Raw genomic sequence first — 15,749 nt, forward strand, 5'->3', positions numbered from 1 at the left:
ACCAACAACGCAGCATGTATTCGCGCTGTTGGTTTTTTGAGGTCGATAAATTATGAAGCTATTTTAATTTATCGAAGGTTCATACAGTTTGCGTAGTAAGTCACGGTAGCAGGCCAATCGGAAAAGATTCCGATAACACCAACGTCTTGGGCCAGAACATCAACCACGGTGTACATATCACTGTCGTTGTTAACGGTTTGTATTTCTGGGTTTACGTCAAACTGATAATAGAAATCCGCAGTAATGTTGCCGTTGCCATCAACCCCAGTGCGGGAACCTTGACGAATATCAGAACGTTCTAGCGACCAGGTAATAATTTCTAAACCAGCGGCTTTCGCTTCTTTGGCGTAAACCGACGGAACGATATCACCGTTGTCTTCTACAGCTAGCAACATAAAAATTGGTGGCGCAATGATTTCAACACCTTGAGAAACTAATTCTTCCATGCTGGGCGAAAATGTTTCTGCATTATTGGGATCAATACCGGTAGCGTAGCGGCCATCTAAAAATACCGCTTGTTTGGCAAAACGGGGTTCGTTTTCAATCCAGTAAAGTATGTCATTCAAGTTGAACGATTGCGGAAAAACTTTTCTGGGAGACACGCCTGCTTCTCGGTACTCGTCAATCATTTTTTGGGCGTAGTTTTCTTGTGAGCCGAACACGTCTTCAATTTGTAAGTTGGCGTCTCGATCTGGACCTTTTAATTCTGGGGTGAATTTTCGGCCTAATTTTTTAAACAGTGCGATACTTTCTTTGTGGGTCATCAATTGACCGCGACTGTCGTAATATTCGGTTCGCCAATCCGCAACCCCGCCAAGAAATTCTTCTGCGGTTGTGGCATTGGGATCAAACGAATCCATTTTGCCTTGTAAAGTTTTAAACTGTGCTAAGGTAATGTCACTGGCACAGCACTTTACCGAACCTGGATTGGGAGCGTCTGCGTTCCAAGGAACCGTGCACTGATTGTTCAAGTCGGTGGTAATAATATTGGTTGTTGTATGAAGATCGCATTGATCGTGACGGCAAACCAGTTCGCCATCAGAAGTAAAGGTAACGTCACACTCAAGAATTCCCGCGCCCATTGTTGCTGCCGCTTGGTATGATTCTTTGGTGTGTTCTGGGAACTGTGCCGGCGCGCCGCGATGACCAATGGAAAAATCGGTTTTCACAAATCGTCGGTTTTCACACCGTTGCAGGGTTCGCTTTAGTTTGCCATTGGGTAAACCATCAATTAAAAATTGCGGTCTGGCGCCAACTTGGGCGGTGGGTTTAAATTTAAATGACTTATTAAACTCTCTGTTTGCTTCACTCACTGCTGCGTTGGAGAAGAAACCAACAAGCAACAATGGAATAAGGTTAACCAGTATTTTGGTTGTTCTCATGTGCTTACCTTAGATGGATGTTATCGGAAGCGGAAATCCGCTTTAGGGTGCTTTTCGTGAGCTCAAAATACGGGTGAATTGTTGAAGTTTTTTTACTGGTTTAAAAATCAGGAAACGAATATTCAATTCTGAGTAATAATTCCCAGAACCAATGATTGTTTAGATTAACTTTTTCTTTCTGAGCTGCCTTACAGAAAAATCCGTTATTGGATAAAAGCAGAGAGACGTGATTGGCCCTTATTGGTTCTCAAGTTTCTCTGCTATGGGGTTTCTGCTTTTGAGTTTCTATTGGTACGTATAACTTTCTATATTATATGGCGTACTTGGCTGGTGTACTTATTTTGATACGTAAATGTTTCTAATCACTAACTTACTTTTTGTTAGCTGCGTTAAACTTTTCCATTTGTTCGGGTGTGGCTTCGAGTTGGTATTTTTCTTTCCACTCGCTGTATGGCATGCCGTAAACTATTTCTCGAGCTTTGTCATAATCCATTTCTATACCTTTGTCTTTTGCTTCGGCCATGTACCATTTGCTGAGGCAGTTTCGGCAGAATCCTGCAAGAATCATTAAATCGATATTTTGAACGTCTTTGCGGCTGTCTAAATGACTTAATAATTTACGAAAGGCGGCTGCTTGTAATTCAATTTCGGTTTGAGAATATTCTGACATGATCTTACCCTAAGCTGTGTGTAAGAACCTTTGATAAACGCCAAGATCACTTGTGTGGATCAAAGGTTGCTATTGTTTTCAATATAAGTGTTTTAAATGTAAGTGTTTCAAATTTAAGTGCTTGAAGTGTGAGTGTTGTTTACCGTTATTTAAAAAACGGAATCGTTTAACAGTATAACGTCTAGCCAGTCACCTTCTTGTACGGTTGTGTCAATGGGAATAATAGCTAGGCCATCGGCCCACGAAACAGACGATAAAATACCCGAGCTTTGATTAGGAAACGATTCTAATTGATTCTCGGCATTTATTTTGACTCGCATATAATGTTGACGAATACCCGGTCTTTTCACGGTAAATTTTGCTTGGAATTTTCGGGTAGTAAGCGGTGTGTTGTTGCCGAGAGTTTTCTGAAGAAACGGTTTTACCACCAGCAAAAAAGTCACGAATACAGCGACCGGGTTACCGGGTAATCCGAAAAAGGGCGTATCGTTTATGTTGCCAAAAGCCAGCGGTTTGCCCGGTTTAATGGCGAGCTTCCAAACATCTAGCTTACCTAAGTGTTCAACCGCCTGTTTAACAAAGTCGGCTTCTCCTACCGAGACTCCACCTGAAGTAATAATGCAGTCGTATTGGCTGGCTTTTTCTAAGATGTTGACGGTATCTTCGTGCGTGTCTTTGGCAATGCCAAGGTCAACGGTGTTACAGCCAAGGGCGTGTAAGTAGGTTGCCAATAAAAACCGATTGGAGTTGTATATTTTTCCAGGCGCCAGCGCTTGTCCGGGTTCAACCAGTTCGTCTCCGGTTGAGAAAATAGCCACGGTGGGTTTTTTGATGGTTGGAATTTTATCAATGCCAATGGATGCCAACATGCCAATATCTTGAGGTTTAAGGCGTGTTCCTTGAGCCAAGACGGTTTGGCCAATGGCGATGTCTTGGCCTTGGCGACGTATGTTGTCTCCAGCGGCAGGCAATTTTTTAATAATAACCTGTTTTAATTCTGCGTCGTATTCGCAGTTTTCCTGCATTACCACGGTGTTGGCGCCAGCGGGAATTTCGCTGCCGGTAAAAATACGCGCGGCCGTGTTCGGTGCTAATGGTGTTGGGCTGGTGCCCGCGTAGATAATTTGGCTGACTGTTACGGGCTGATTTTCTTCAATCTGATCGTAGTTGAAAGCAAACCCGTCCATGGCGCTGTTGTCTTGCGGTGGCACATTGATTTGGGATATTTGCGGCTGTGCCACCACAGAGTTGCAGGCGTCGGCAAGTGGCGTATTTTCAACGTCGGTTGATGGTGTGGCTTGATCGAGAATTGAGGGTAGTATTTGTTCGAGTTTATGCATGACTGAGGGTAATACGTCGACTAGGAAATAAAGGTTTTGTAGCAGGTAGTTTCTAGGGAAACTACCTGAAAGATCAAGACTGATTTGTCAGATTTTCACGCAACGATTGATGTCATGTAACGATCGGCATAACGATAGATATAACCATGGAAATTCAGTGACTAGTCGCTGTTGCTGATGTGTTTCGCTTTCGGGTGATAATCTTCGAGCAACAATTGTTCGAGCCGTTCGGTGAATTCGGCGTTAGTGTTGGATAAATGCAAGTACAAGCCTCGTTTTATCGACGCACCTTTCACAGTCGTGAATAGACTCTTGTTGTTTTCGTTACGCGCTAACGCTGAACGCAGCAGCGGTCTGCCGGTAAACCCGTATTGCGCTCTACCAGACTTCACCAATCTTAATAAGTGTTCTGGGTGATTGGCGACCACAACATCCAAGTTGTTGTCACCGAAGTAGCGATCAATGATGTTTTTGCCAAGGCCCGTTGCGGCAATAACGGCGTTGTTGGGAATGCTGTGAGGATCTTTACAGGATTCCACTAAACAGAACATATCGAAGTAAACATACTCGAGAGGCTCTTCAATTCTTATTCCGCCAGCGTGCTCACTTTTGCCCTCAATGAAGATGCTGCCGTCGTAGCGATTCGCTTTGAACTGCTTCTGGGTGGTTTCAGCCAACACCAATTGCATTTGCAGTTTTAAACCGAGCTTTTCGAAAACACTTTCTAAAATGTGGATATGAGAGTTTGAGATCGTTGAGTAGTCGGTGATCGGCGACGGAGTGGTTACGATAAATAGTGGTAATTCTTCATGGTTGTTACTGTTTTCGTCCGCCGTGGATGTCGCAATCAAAGCCAGTGACACTAAGGTCACAACGAGTTGACGGACATAGAAAATATAAGGATATGTAATTGTGTATTTTAGGTTCATCACCAAATACCGAAATGCTCAAAGTGGATATGGTAGAACCCTAAGACCGCTGTATTTTTGTGTTTCTCTCTCAGGTAACCAAACTGGCCGGGGCTGTTAAAGATACCGATCGAGAAGTTCGTTGTCTGTTGCAACGTGAATTGTGCCGTATTCTTAGACAAAAGTAGGCGATAAGTCTACACCTAAGTATGAAAATAGGGGTTAAACGGCAAGTTTTTCAGAATAATGACGCAAATTGACTCGAAATTGGTCATTATTCTGAAACGTATAATAAATGCGAACCCTTGTGGTGCAGGTACGAATTCCTATTTATGTACGTGAATAGGTTATATACGTAAATAGGTGAGTTGTATGATTAGGTGAGCTGACCGACAAAGTTGCATGGTCGGTGTCGGCTGTCTAATTGATCTTTAATGATTTCGTTCCAGCCGGTTGCACAGGCGTTGTTTGAACCTGGAAGACAGAAAATTACGGTTTTATTCGCCATTCCCGCAACACAGCGTGATTGAATTGTTGAGCTGCCAATTTGTTGGTAGGAGACACTGCGAAATAACTCGCCAAATCCAACCACTTCTTGATCAAACAAAGGCGTGACGGCCTCGGGCGTACTGTCTCTGCCGGAAAAACCGGTGCCGCCAGTGGTGAGCACCGCGTGAATAGTCGGGTCTGCAATCCAGCGAGAGAGTTCGCGGCGAATTAGGTAGATGTCGTCTTTGACGATGACTTTTTCGACAAAGTTATGTTCTGCGTCTTTTACCCCTTTCACTAAGAGGTCGCCGGAGGTGTCTGTGGATTCGTCGCGAGTGTCGCTGATGGTCAATACCGCGATGTTAAGCGGTGTGAATTCTTTTGCTGCTGTCATAAATTGTATTCATTACACGTGAAAATTATCGGCTAGCCGCCAGTGGTATTCATGAATCTTACTATTTGTACATCGTCATTATCAAAGTAATGGCGCTCGGGTTTGATCTCCATGGCTTTAATAATCGCCTGTTGAACCTGTTTCGGCTGGCCTGGATTCGCACGAATGATCTGTTTTAAGTCGACGGCATGTTCATTGCCCAAACACAGTAGCAGCTTGCCTTCGGCGCTGACTCTAACGCGATTGCAAGCGTCGCAGAAGTTTTCACTGTGTGGGGAGATAAAGCCAATTTTGGTGTTTGAATGGGGCACCTGCCAGTATCTGGAAGGGCCGCCGGTGGATTCAGAGCTGGGCAGTAAGCTCAGTTGCGATTGTATTAACTCGCGCAAGGCTTCACTGCTGATGAATTCTTCACTGCGATTGTGCTCGCTGATATTGCCCAGAGGCATTTCTTCGATAAAGCTCAAATCAAGGCCGTTATCGATGGCAAAGCGAACGAGAGGAATAACTTGATCAACGTTTCGGTTTTTGAGAACTACTGCGTTGAGCTTAATCTTGGCGAATCCGAGCTTGTTAACGTGATCGATACCTGAAAGCACGTTATCGAGGTTTCCGGTTCGCGTTAGCTGAGTAAACTGCGCCGAATCAAGGCTATCAAGGCTGACGTTAATGCGTTTTACGCCTGCAGCTTGCAGTGATTGCGCGTGCTCAATAAGGTGAGCGCCGTTGGTAGTAATGGCCAGCTCTTCGAGGTCTTCAATCTCGCCGAGCGCTTGAAATAGGCTCTGTATATTTTTGCGAATTAAGGGTTCGCCGCCGGTAATTCGAATTTTACGGATACCCAGTGCGACAAAGCTCTGGCTAATGTGTACCAGCTCTTCAAGCGTACACAACTGGGCTCTGGGCAAAAATGTCATGTCTTCGGCCATGCAGTAGACACAACGAAAATCACAGCGGTCAGTCACCGATAGGCGTAGGTAGTTGATTTTTCTACCAAAAGAATCAATCAACGCGTTATTTTGACGATTCTCATGGGATGACTGAGTTGTTCCAAACAAATGCTAACCTATTGAATAACAAATATTGAATATAAGAGCGTTCTTTCTGTCATGCTGGAGATCAACGCCAACATGACATAAAAAGACGCTTAATACTACACACTAAGCACTGAGTGTTTCTTTCAAAATTTGTTCAATTTCACTCATACAGGTGCCGCACCCGGTGCCTGCCGTTGTTGCCAAGGAAACTTCTTTTACTGTCGACAAGTTCTTAGACTCAATCGCCGACTGAATAGTTTTAACGCCGATTTGTTTACAGGCACAGATCAGCTTACCGGTTGCCAAGCGGCCGCTTGGTGTTCCACTCAAGATCGATCGCTTCGCTTCAATGTCCGGTTTGGATGACAGCAATTCACCCAACCAACTGTAATCTTGCTCTGCCAAGCTTTCAGCAACAATGGCGCAATCCAAAATTTGCTCAGCTCGAATTCGAGCGAATCGCGATCCGCCATTACTGCCACTGTCGTTGAATTGAAGTTTGTTCACGTCGGCCTCTTGGGGGAGGACGGTGTCGATGATTTGCTTCAACTGCTGTGGGGAGTCTTGCGTGGCCAAATAATATAAGTAACCGTTATTAATGGTTTGTCGCGCCCAATAAATCGACGACGGCAGGTCTAAATCGTCTCTAGAGACGACCATCGCTTCGGCGTTTACATCGTGCTTTTTGATGTTAACCGGTGTGAATTTAGCTTCAGGCTGACCGGAAATATCATCGTATTCTGGTGTTACCACCACACCCACGCGTCCGGCTGAGGAGGTCATGTTGGTCCAGTGAATTGGCATAAACACCTGAGTGGGCGATACATCGGTGGTAATGTTAACGCGGGCAAGAGCAGAACCACAGCGACTGGTGATTTCTATAATGTCGCCTTTTTTGGCATTAATAGACTCAGCGCTTTGTGGGTGAATGGATAAAAACGGCTCCGGTTTGTGAGCACCTAAACGCGATGCTAATCCGGTACGAGTCATGGTGTGCCATTGGTCGCGGATGCGCCCGGTGTTTAAAACCAGTGGGTATTCTTTTGAGGTTTTTGTTTTTGGCGCTTTTTGTTCAACAGCAATAAATTGTCCGCGACCCGACGGTGTAAAAAAGCCGCCTTCAGAAAATAATCGAATGGGTGCTGAGTCGGTGTTTTGTTCGGCAATTTTTTCTTGGGAGTCACACGGCCATTGTACCGGCGATAACTGATTGTATTTCTCGAGATTTAAAGAAGACAGTCCCGCTAAATTTAAATCTCGACTGCCATTATTTTTAAACGCTGTTAACTGCGCGTGTTCCTGAAAAATTTCGGCTTCGTTGTTGTAACTGAACGCCGATTCGAAGCCCAAGCGCTTGCCGACTTCCGACATAATCCACCAATCGGGTTTCGCTTCACCTTTGGGGGGCAGAATATTGCGTTGTCTTGAAATTCTGCGTTCTGAATTAGTTACTGTGCCAGATTTTTCTGACCAGCCTTGGGCGGGTAATTTTACGTGTGCGTATTCGGCGGTATCGGTGTGTTCAATGCAATCGCTGACCACAACCAATTCGCATTTTTGCAGTGCGGAAATAACTTTGTTGGCGTTTGGTAAACTGACCACAGGGTTGGTCGCCATTACCCAAACCGCTTTTACTTTGCCTTCATCAATAGCGTCAAATAATTCAACCGCTCGTAAACCGGGTTTTTGTGCCAGACGATCGGTTTGCCAAAATTCACTGACAATTTTGTACGCGGTTTCGTCGTTAAATTCTAAATGAGCCGCTAAGGTATTGGCCAGTCCGCCCACTTCTCTGCCGCCCATTGCATTGGGTTGGCCGGTAATCGAAAACGGGCCACAACCAGGTTTACCGATTCGGCCTGTGGCAAAATGGGTATTAATAATGGCGTTAACTTTATCGACGCCTGCGCTTGACTGATTAACCCCCTGGGAATAAACCGTCAGTGTTTTTTCGGTTGCGCAAACCCAATCGTAAAACTGTTGTAGATCATTTAAAGGAATCCCTAAAGCCTCGCTGCGCGCTTGTTGAGATGAAAATTCATTGCGTGCGCTGGTTAATGCGGATTCAAAACCTTCGGTAAACGAATCGATATATGTTGAGTCGAGGCAATTTTTTTCTGCCAGTTCAACCAATAACCCGTTAAACAAAGCGACGTCTGTTCCCGGTTGCAGTTTTAAATGCAGATCGGCAATAGCACAGGTATCGGTTGCTCTTGGATCAACCACAACAACTTTCATTTCTGGGCGCTGTGCTTTGGTTTCTTTTAATCGCTGGAATAAAACAGGATGGCACCAAGCTAAATTCGAACCGACCAAAATAACTAAATCTGATAATTCAAAATCGGTGTAAACATTGGGAACGGTGTCTGATCCAAACGCTCGTTTATGCCCAGCCACACTCGAAGACATACACAATCGGGAATTGGTGTCGATGTTGGCGGTGCCAATAAATCCTTTCATTAATTTATTGGCAATATAATAGTCTTCGGTGAGCAACTGGCCGCTTACATAAAAAGCCACAGCATCCGGGCCGTGTTCAGCAATTATATTTTTAAATTTATCCGCGACGTGATCCAGCGCTTGATCCCAAGTGCAATCGACATTATTGATGCTGGGTTTTAATAATCTGCCATCAGAGATTGCGGTTTCGCCCAGCGCGAGCCCTTTAGAGCACAAACGCCCAAAGTTAGCTGGGTGATCTTCGTCGCCTCTGACTTTTACAATAATTTCGCCGCCGGGCGAAACTTCTTCTGCTTTCGCTTCAATTCCGCAGCCCACGCCGCAATAGGCGCACGTGGTTTTTATCCAGTCTAAGTTAACAGATGAAGTCAGGCTCACCCCGTTTCTCCTGATTTATTGAGCTCATGAAGTTTTATAAGAGAAACGAAGTGCAATAAGCGAACCAAATTCATTTTTTTGCACGGCTATGGCGCGAAACTAGCACCTATTATAGGAAGATTGCCCGGTATATCTGAGTATTTTCGGTTTTATGTACCTTTATTGGAATGGTGAAAATATCAATGATCTAAATTGGTGCAAAATATAACATTAATAATTGCACCAAATAAAACCATAAAATAAGTATTCCATAATTATTGGTTTTATGTGGTGCAAAATGATATTGGCGTAATAACCCAGAAAAATCGGTAAGTAAAATTCGAGTTTTGTTAACTTATTGAAATATATAGAAAAAATTTAATGCTCTGGAAAAAATAATAGAGTGGCATTTAGCTTGCTGTTAGTGAATACAGAAATTACGAGTGCATGTAATAAATCCGATACAACCTGGTTTTCTGGTGAAACCTTTTATAAGGCAGAAAATCGGTGCATTCGAATCAAACAATAAGCTAATTTTTAATTGGTACCGTGATAAATGCCATTCGATCAAACCAACATTAATCTTGGCCGTGTGTTTCTGGTTGGCGCAGGGCCAGGGGACCCTGATTTACTCACTGTAAAAGCACTTAAAACAATTCAATCGTGCGACGTAATTTTTTACGACGCCTTGGTGAGTGAAGAAATAAAAGAATTATTTCCAGCCAATGTTCAGGCGATTTATGTCGGTAAACGCTGTTCGGATCACAGTGTCAGTCAAGAAGAACTGTGTGAGCTATTAATCGAAGAGGCCAGACAAGGTCGAACTGTGTGTCGATTAAAAGGTGGTGATCCTTTTGTTTTTGGGCGTGGTTCTGAAGAAGCGTTAGCTCTGTCGAAAGCTGGAATTGATTGGCACGTTATTCCCGGCATAACCGCTGCGGTTGGTTGTACTGCCTCAGCGGGTATTCCACTGACTCATCGCGGTATTTCTCATGGTTGCACCTTTGTTACTGCGCACGCACGCACGGAGCGAGGGTTGGAACAACACTTAGATGTGGATTGGTCCAGCTTGGTCAAAAGTAACAACACGCTTGTTTTTTATATGGGGCTTGGCAAAGCTCGTTTGATTCAAGAGCAGTTAATAGCCGCAGGCATGCCGGCAACCACAGAATTTGCGATCGTAGAAAAAGGCTGCACTCCTGATCAAAAAATTTATTCCGATCAATTGGATAAATTATTCAAAACAGTTAGCACGCACGAAATATCGGCGCCCGCTTTGATTGTGGTGGGTAAGGTTATTTCCGTCGCGAAAGAACTCACGTTATTAAAAAATCTTAATACTTTTCAGCAACACCTACATTTGGTTTAACACAGGATATAACTATGGCGAAGCAACGCGTATTGGTTGTCGGTAATGGCATGGTTGGGCATAAATTCATTGATTCCATGCTTGCAACTTCTAGCATAGATCAATATGAAGTTATTACTTTTTCAGAAGAGCCTCGCTTGGCTTATGACCGTGTTCAGTTAAGCAGTTATTTTTCTGGCGCTACGGCAGATGATTTAATGCTAACGAGCGAAGGCTACTACCAAGATAACGGTATTAACTATGTACTCAATGAGCGCGTTGCTGAAATTAATCGCGAAGAAAAATACGTAGTTACCGACAGTGGCAGAAAAGAAGCTTATGACTCTTTGGTGCTGGCTACCGGATCTTATCCATTTGTTCCGCCAATTCCGGGTAACGATCAAGAACACTGTTTAGTGTATCGAACGATTGAAGACCTTGAGGCGATTACCGAATCGGCGAAGTGTTCAAAAGTCGGTGTTGTTGTCGGTGGTGGTTTGCTGGGTTTAGAAGCGGCAAACGCGTTAAAAAATCTTGGCATTGAAGCTCACGTTGTAGAATTTGCACCGCGCTTAATGGCGGTTCAACTCGATGAGGGCGGCGGTGAATTATTAAGAAAGAAAATCGAAGATTTAGGGGTAGGTGTTCATACTGAAAAAGCTACCACCGAAATCGTTGCGGGCGAACAGTGTCGTTACCGCATGAATTTTGCCGACGGTTCTCACCTAGAAACTGATATGATTTTATTTTCCGCAGGCATCAGACCACAAGATGCGTTAGCGAAACAATCGGGTTTAGAGATTGGTGAGCGCGGCGGAATTGTTATTGATAATCAATGTAAAACCAATGATCCCAATATTTATGCCGTAGGTGAATGTGCGCTTTGGGACGGAAAAATATTTGGTTTGGTTGCTCCTGGGTATTCCATGGCAAAAGTGGCGGCCGAGACCATCACTGAATCTGGAGAATCGCAATTTCTTGGCGCCGATATGAGCACCAAGCTAAAACTGTTGGGTGTTGATGTAGCAAGTATTGGTGATGCTCACGGGAAAACACCCGGTTGTTTGAGCTACACCTACAGCGATGATGTCGAGCAAGTTTATAAGCGCCTTATTGTTTCTGAAGACGGCAAAAAAGTCGTTGGCGCTGTATTGATTGGCGACGTTGACGCGTACGGCAGTTTACTGCAATTAATGCTCAACGATATGGAATTGCCAGAATCACCAGAAGCGTTGATATTGCCGTCGGTTGAAGGTGGCGAAGCTGCAGGTCTGGGTGTGGATACACTGCCAGATACCGCCGTAATTTGTTCTTGTTTTGATGTTACTAAAGGCGATATCGCCGCCGCTGTTGCCGAAGGTGCAACGGATATGGGTGCGATTAAATCAGTCACCAATGCTTCGACCGGTTGTGGTGGTTGTGCGGCACTGGCAAAACAAGTATTGGATGCGTCTTTGTTGTCGTTGGGTTACGAAGTTAATACCGATATTTGTGAGCATTTTGCGTATTCACGTCAAGAGCTTGCCGACATTGTGCGCGTGAAAAAAATTCGCACATTCGATGAATTGCTAGAAAGTCACGGTAAAGGCCACGGATGCGATATTTGTAAACCAACCGTTGGTTCTATTTTAGCGTCTTTCTGGAACGACTACGTTCTTGAAGACAATCATATCGGTTTGCAAGACACCAACGACATTTATCTCGGCAATATGCAAAAAGATGGAACCTACTCGGTAGTTCCTCGTATTGCTGGCGGTGAAATTACACCGGATAAATTAATTGTAATTGGTGAAGTTGCAAAAGAATTTAATTTATACACCAAAATTACCGGTGGTCAGCGTATCGATTTATTTGGTGCGCAATTGCACGAGTTACCCCTAATTTGGAAACAACTTGTTGCCGCAGGTTTTGAAACCGGTCACGCATACGGTAAATCAGTTCGAACCGTTAAATCCTGTGTTGGCAGTACGTGGTGTCGATACGGTGTTGACGATTCCGTTGGCTTGTCTATCGATATCGAAAATCGCTACAAAGGTTTGCGCGCTCCGCACAAATTAAAATTTGCGGTTTCGGGTTGTACGCGCGAATGTGCCGAAGCTCAGTGTAAAGACGTTGGTATTATCGCAACCGATAACGGCTGGAATTTATACGTTTGTGGTAACGGTGGTATGCGTCCGAGACACGCGGATTTATTCGCTACTGATTTGGATACTGAAACTTTAATTAAGACAATTGATCGCTTCTTAATGTTTTATATTCGAACGGCAGATCGCTTACAAAGAACCTCGGTATGGTTAGAAAATCTTGAAGGCGGTTTAGATTATCTCAAGAAAGTGATCCTAGACGACTCCTTAAATATTGGCGATGAGCTTGAAGCTGAAATGAAAAATAATATCGCCAATTATCAGTGTGAGTGGAAAACAACACTAGAGTCACCCGAGAAATTAAAGCGCTTTAGTCATTTTATTAATTCTGACGAATCCGATAGCAATATTGCTTTTGTCGCTGAACGTGGTCAGCGTCGTCCGGCAACAAAACAAGAACGTGAAGACAAAGTCAATTTAATTGAGCTTGTTGATTAGTCATTACATATCACATTGAAATTCGTGGTAGAGGAGAGTCCTGTGTCTGAAAAATGGGTTGCAGTTTGTCAAGATCAAGATCTAATTCCGGGAACGGGATTGTGTGCCTTGGTTGAAGGTGAGCAAGTTGCTGTTTTTAAAATTCGTAAAGACAGCCAATTATTTGCAGTCAGTAACTACGATCCTATTGGTGATGCCAATGTCTTGGCGCGTGGTATGACTGGTTCTATTGGCGAATCAATTGTTGTTGCTAGCCCGCTTTATAAGCAACATTTTGATTTACAGACAGGTCAGTGTGTCGAAGACTCTGAGGTGTCAATTAAAACGTTCTCTGTGCGTAAAAACGGAGAATCAATAGAAATTAAAGCCAGCTAATTTTTTACAATTTTACCAAAAGTTGTTCTCTGTCTTAATGGGTAGCGTTGCTACCCTTTTTTGTGTCTGAAATTTGTGCGGTAGTTTTAAAATAGCCGGGTGGTTATTTTATCGGCTGCGTTTTTATAAGTTTCCTTTTCTGTCGATTTCCCTCATCAATAGTCAGAAATGTCGATTGCTTCTAGGTTTCAGCATTAACTCCCTTCGAAACGATTTAAATGTTCAAAAACCATGAACTGTGTGCGAACTTCTGTAACGAATTTCGTACCATATTAGGATTTATTCGATTTAATAACAGACAGTGCGGTTTTTTAGGTACTGCTCGACAATCAATGGTTTGGAACACATCAAATGGAATGCAGTTATTGGGAATCTCTTTTAAGACAAACTGTTCAACCGATCAGAGCAATTGCAGTAATTTCTGCGGTGACCGTTTTTACTCAGCACGCTCATAGTTCCAGTTTCGGAATTTTTGAACCGAAGGCGCTAGCTATGGGTGGCGCAAGCGTTGCAGTTTCTTCTATCGACAACGCCCAATTTTATAACCCGGCGTTGCTTGCGTTTCACGACACCGACGAAGACGTTAAAAATACCGGGCGCTTTTATCTGCCCACCTCCAGTATTCAAATTCCTGAAGCAGCGTTTGATATTCAAGACATTGACGATGACGAATTAGTTGATCAACTCAGCGATTCTGTGGATCAATTTAACGCCGCTCCAGGCGTTGATAATGCCTCGGCGGTGGTAGTCTCTGCCGATGATTTACTGTCTGCATTGAATAATTTATCAGACTCAAATCTATCCCTCGATGGCTTCGCAGGCGTAGCGTTGGTGGAACCAGGTGTGCGCCAAGGTGGCGGTTTTTACCTAGGTGCTCGTGGTCTCGGCGGCGGAGAAATTGATATTACGCCACAAGACCTGGAGCTTCTTAACGATTACAGCGAAGGGCTTGAATTCATCGCCAGTGCCGGTGCGCGAGGAGAGGCGCACCCGGAACTGTTCAATGCCGACGGCAGTTTGATTGATCCACGAACCAGTTTAACCAGTGGCGCCAGCGCTGTGGGTGCAGCAGCGCTTGAGGTAGGGGTTAGCTTTGCTTACGAATTTGATGTTTGGGGGCAGCCAGTGGCGTTTGGGTTGACGCCGAAATTTTCAAATATTTTCACCTACGAAGCGATTCTCGATATTCAAAACAACGAAGTGATTACTGAAAGCTCGGATCAGAGTGAAAGAGTGTTAAATCTGGACGTTGGTGTCGCCAGCTCTTACGGTCCTTGGGCCGCTGGTATTGCCGTCAAAGATGTGTTTGAGCGCAGTATCGACACCGAATTGGGCAACGAAGTGTTTATTGGTACCAAGCCAAGATTGGGCCTTGCCTATCGAGGTGAGCGTTTTCAATTGGGTTTAGATTACGATTTAATCCCGATTAAACCCGTCGGAACTGAGTCTGAAACCCAAGAAATTGCGCTCGGTTTTAATTGGCAGTTATGGCGTACGTTTTCTTTGCGCGCTGGATTTCGACAGGATCAGGCATCGGACGCCGACAGCCAAGTTTCTCTAGGATTTGGCTTTCGTTGGCGTCGATTCTTAATGGACGCAGCGATCAGTGAAAGTAGTGATTCAAGTGCCGCTGCGTTGCAGTTTGGTTGGACGATGTAGTGTTGAGACCGATAAACTAGGGTAGTGGTATCGATCAATAACTTAACTGATTTGTTAAAATTAAACAGAATCTAGAGTATGAATTCAACAAATACGATAACAACCGTGGTTGATGTTTTGCGTCACGGTCAGTGTGAGGGCGGTGAAATTTATCGGGGCTCAACCGATGTTGTATTAACTGAGTTGGGCTGGCAGCAGATGGCTAATTCTTTGCAGCCGTTACTCAACGATGACGGCAAAGCTCCTTGGAGCCAAATTATTTCTTCGCCTTTAAAGCGTTGCTTGCTTTTTTCCAAGCATCACTCCGAGCAGTGGAATGTGCCTCTTCGAATCGAAGAAAATATCCGCGAAATGAGTTTCGGCGATTGGGAAGGTCAGTTAACGAAAGAAATTTATAAGGCCGATCCTGAGTTTGTATTAAAGTTTTATAACGACCCTGAAAATTATTTTCCTCCCAACAGTGAACACATAAGCGATGTTCAAAAACGCTTGGCGCTTGCGTGGCAGAAGGTGGTGGATGACCATTTGGGCGAGCATGTTTTAAAGGTAATGCATGGGGCGGCGATGCGTGTGTTGCTGCTGCATATTTTAAAAATGCCGTTTGAGCAGTTCAGAGTTTTTGAGATTCCGTTCGCCGGAATGATTCGGCTTAAAATTATGACTCAAATTTCAGAGTCAGGAGAAAAGCAGCATCGCGTTGCTTTCAGCGGTTTTAATAAAATTGAAGCGTTAGATTAATCACATTCTG

The 15,749-nt window shown here is 44.2% G+C and carries 12 protein-coding genes; 5 read left to right on the forward strand and 7 right to left on the reverse strand.

Translation table 11 applies throughout. The features are described from left to right. Nucleotides 1–68: 68 nt before the first annotated feature. The 7 genes from LU361_RS10810 to LU361_RS10840 all read right to left on the reverse strand — a co-directional run bounded on the left by LU361_RS10810 (nt 69) and on the right by LU361_RS10840 (nt 9,058). Nucleotides 69–1,382, reverse strand: coding sequence for a glycerophosphodiester phosphodiesterase family protein (locus LU361_RS10810; RefSeq protein ID WP_233088858.1), 1,314 nt, complete (start codon nt 1,380–1,382; stop codon nt 69–71). Between the two features lie 370 nt (nt 1,383–1,752). Beyond that, a complete protein-coding gene (locus LU361_RS10815) occupies nt 1,753–2,052 on the reverse strand; it encodes a DUF1244 domain-containing protein (protein WP_233088859.1) in 300 nt (99 codons plus the stop codon). A gap of 149 nt (nt 2,053–2,201) precedes the next feature. Further along, on the reverse strand, nt 2,202–3,392 hold the full coding sequence (locus LU361_RS10820) for a molybdopterin molybdotransferase MoeA (RefSeq protein WP_233088860.1): 1,191 nt from the start codon (nt 3,390–3,392) through the stop codon (nt 2,202–2,204). Between the two features lie 161 nt (nt 3,393–3,553). Further along, the gene (locus LU361_RS10825) at nt 3,554–4,321 is read right to left on the reverse strand and encodes a transporter substrate-binding domain-containing protein (RefSeq protein ID WP_233088861.1); all 768 of its coding nucleotides are present in this window, start codon (nt 4,319–4,321) and stop codon (nt 3,554–3,556) included. A gap of 355 nt (nt 4,322–4,676) precedes the next feature. After that, nucleotides 4,677–5,183, reverse strand: coding sequence for a molybdenum cofactor biosynthesis protein B (gene moaB, locus LU361_RS10830; RefSeq protein ID WP_233088862.1), 507 nt, complete (start codon nt 5,181–5,183; stop codon nt 4,677–4,679). A 32-nt stretch (nt 5,184–5,215) separates the two neighbouring features. Next, nucleotides 5,216–6,241, reverse strand: a complete 1,026-nt coding sequence (moaA, locus tag LU361_RS10835; protein ID WP_233088863.1) for a GTP 3',8-cyclase MoaA — start codon at nt 6,239–6,241, stop codon at nt 5,216–5,218. 102 nt (nt 6,242–6,343) lie between these two features. Next, on the reverse strand, nt 6,344–9,058 hold the full coding sequence (locus LU361_RS10840; RefSeq protein ID WP_233088864.1) for a molybdopterin-dependent oxidoreductase: 2,715 nt from the start codon (nt 9,056–9,058) through the stop codon (nt 6,344–6,346). Between the two features lie 535 nt (nt 9,059–9,593). On the opposite strand from LU361_RS10840, the gene cobA reads away from it, so the two are divergent. The 5 genes from cobA (at nt 9,594) to LU361_RS10865 (ending at nt 15,739) form a co-directional block, all read left to right on the forward strand. Then, the gene (cobA, locus tag LU361_RS10845) at nt 9,594–10,406 is read left to right on the forward strand and encodes a uroporphyrinogen-III C-methyltransferase (RefSeq protein ID WP_233088865.1); all 813 of its coding nucleotides are present in this window, start codon (nt 9,594–9,596) and stop codon (nt 10,404–10,406) included. A gap of 14 nt (nt 10,407–10,420) precedes the next feature. After that, nucleotides 10,421–12,967 (forward strand): nitrite reductase large subunit NirB, encoded by a 2,547-nt coding sequence (gene nirB, locus LU361_RS10850; protein WP_233088866.1) that lies wholly within the window; start codon nt 10,421–10,423, stop codon nt 12,965–12,967. 42 nt (nt 12,968–13,009) lie between these two features. Next, nucleotides 13,010–13,342, forward strand: coding sequence for a nitrite reductase small subunit NirD (nirD, locus tag LU361_RS10855; protein ID WP_233088867.1), 333 nt, complete (start codon nt 13,010–13,012; stop codon nt 13,340–13,342). Nucleotides 13,343–13,693: 351 nt separating this feature from the next. After that, entirely contained in the window at nt 13,694–15,001 is a 1,308-nt protein-coding gene (gene traF, locus LU361_RS10860; RefSeq protein ID WP_233088868.1) for a conjugal transfer protein TraF, read from the forward strand. Nucleotides 15,002–15,079: 78 nt separating this feature from the next. Continuing rightward, nucleotides 15,080–15,739, forward strand: coding sequence for a histidine phosphatase family protein (locus LU361_RS10865; protein ID WP_233088869.1), 660 nt, complete (start codon nt 15,080–15,082; stop codon nt 15,737–15,739). The last annotated feature ends 10 nt before the right edge of the window (nt 15,740–15,749 follow it).

The sequence above is a fragment of the Sessilibacter corallicola genome (assembly GCF_021290925.1).
Lineage (GTDB): Bacteria > Pseudomonadota > Gammaproteobacteria > Pseudomonadales > Cellvibrionaceae > Sessilibacter > Sessilibacter corallicola.

Excerpts from the sequence above, each read along its gene's own strand:
- traF (WP_233088868.1), top strand. The coding sequence starts at position 13,694 with ATGGAATGCAGTTATTGGGAATCTCTTTTAAGACAAACTGTTCAACCG.
- LU361_RS10825 (WP_233088861.1), bottom strand. The coding sequence starts at position 4,321 with ATGAACCTAAAATACACAATTACATATCCTTATATTTTCTATGTCCGT.
- cobA (WP_233088865.1), top strand. The coding sequence starts at position 9,594 with ATGCCATTCGATCAAACCAACATTAATCTTGGCCGTGTGTTTCTGGTT.
- LU361_RS10820 (WP_233088860.1), bottom strand. The coding sequence starts at position 3,392 with ATGCATAAACTCGAACAAATACTACCCTCAATTCTCGATCAAGCCACA.
- LU361_RS10815 (WP_233088859.1), bottom strand. The coding sequence starts at position 2,052 with ATGTCAGAATATTCTCAAACCGAAATTGAATTACAAGCAGCCGCCTTT.
- nirB (WP_233088866.1), top strand. The coding sequence starts at position 10,421 with ATGGCGAAGCAACGCGTATTGGTTGTCGGTAATGGCATGGTTGGGCAT.
- LU361_RS10865 (WP_233088869.1), top strand. The coding sequence starts at position 15,080 with ATGAATTCAACAAATACGATAACAACCGTGGTTGATGTTTTGCGTCAC.
- LU361_RS10810 (WP_233088858.1), bottom strand. The coding sequence starts at position 1,382 with ATGAGAACAACCAAAATACTGGTTAACCTTATTCCATTGTTGCTTGTT.
- moaB (WP_233088862.1), bottom strand. The coding sequence starts at position 5,183 with ATGACAGCAGCAAAAGAATTCACACCGCTTAACATCGCGGTATTGACC.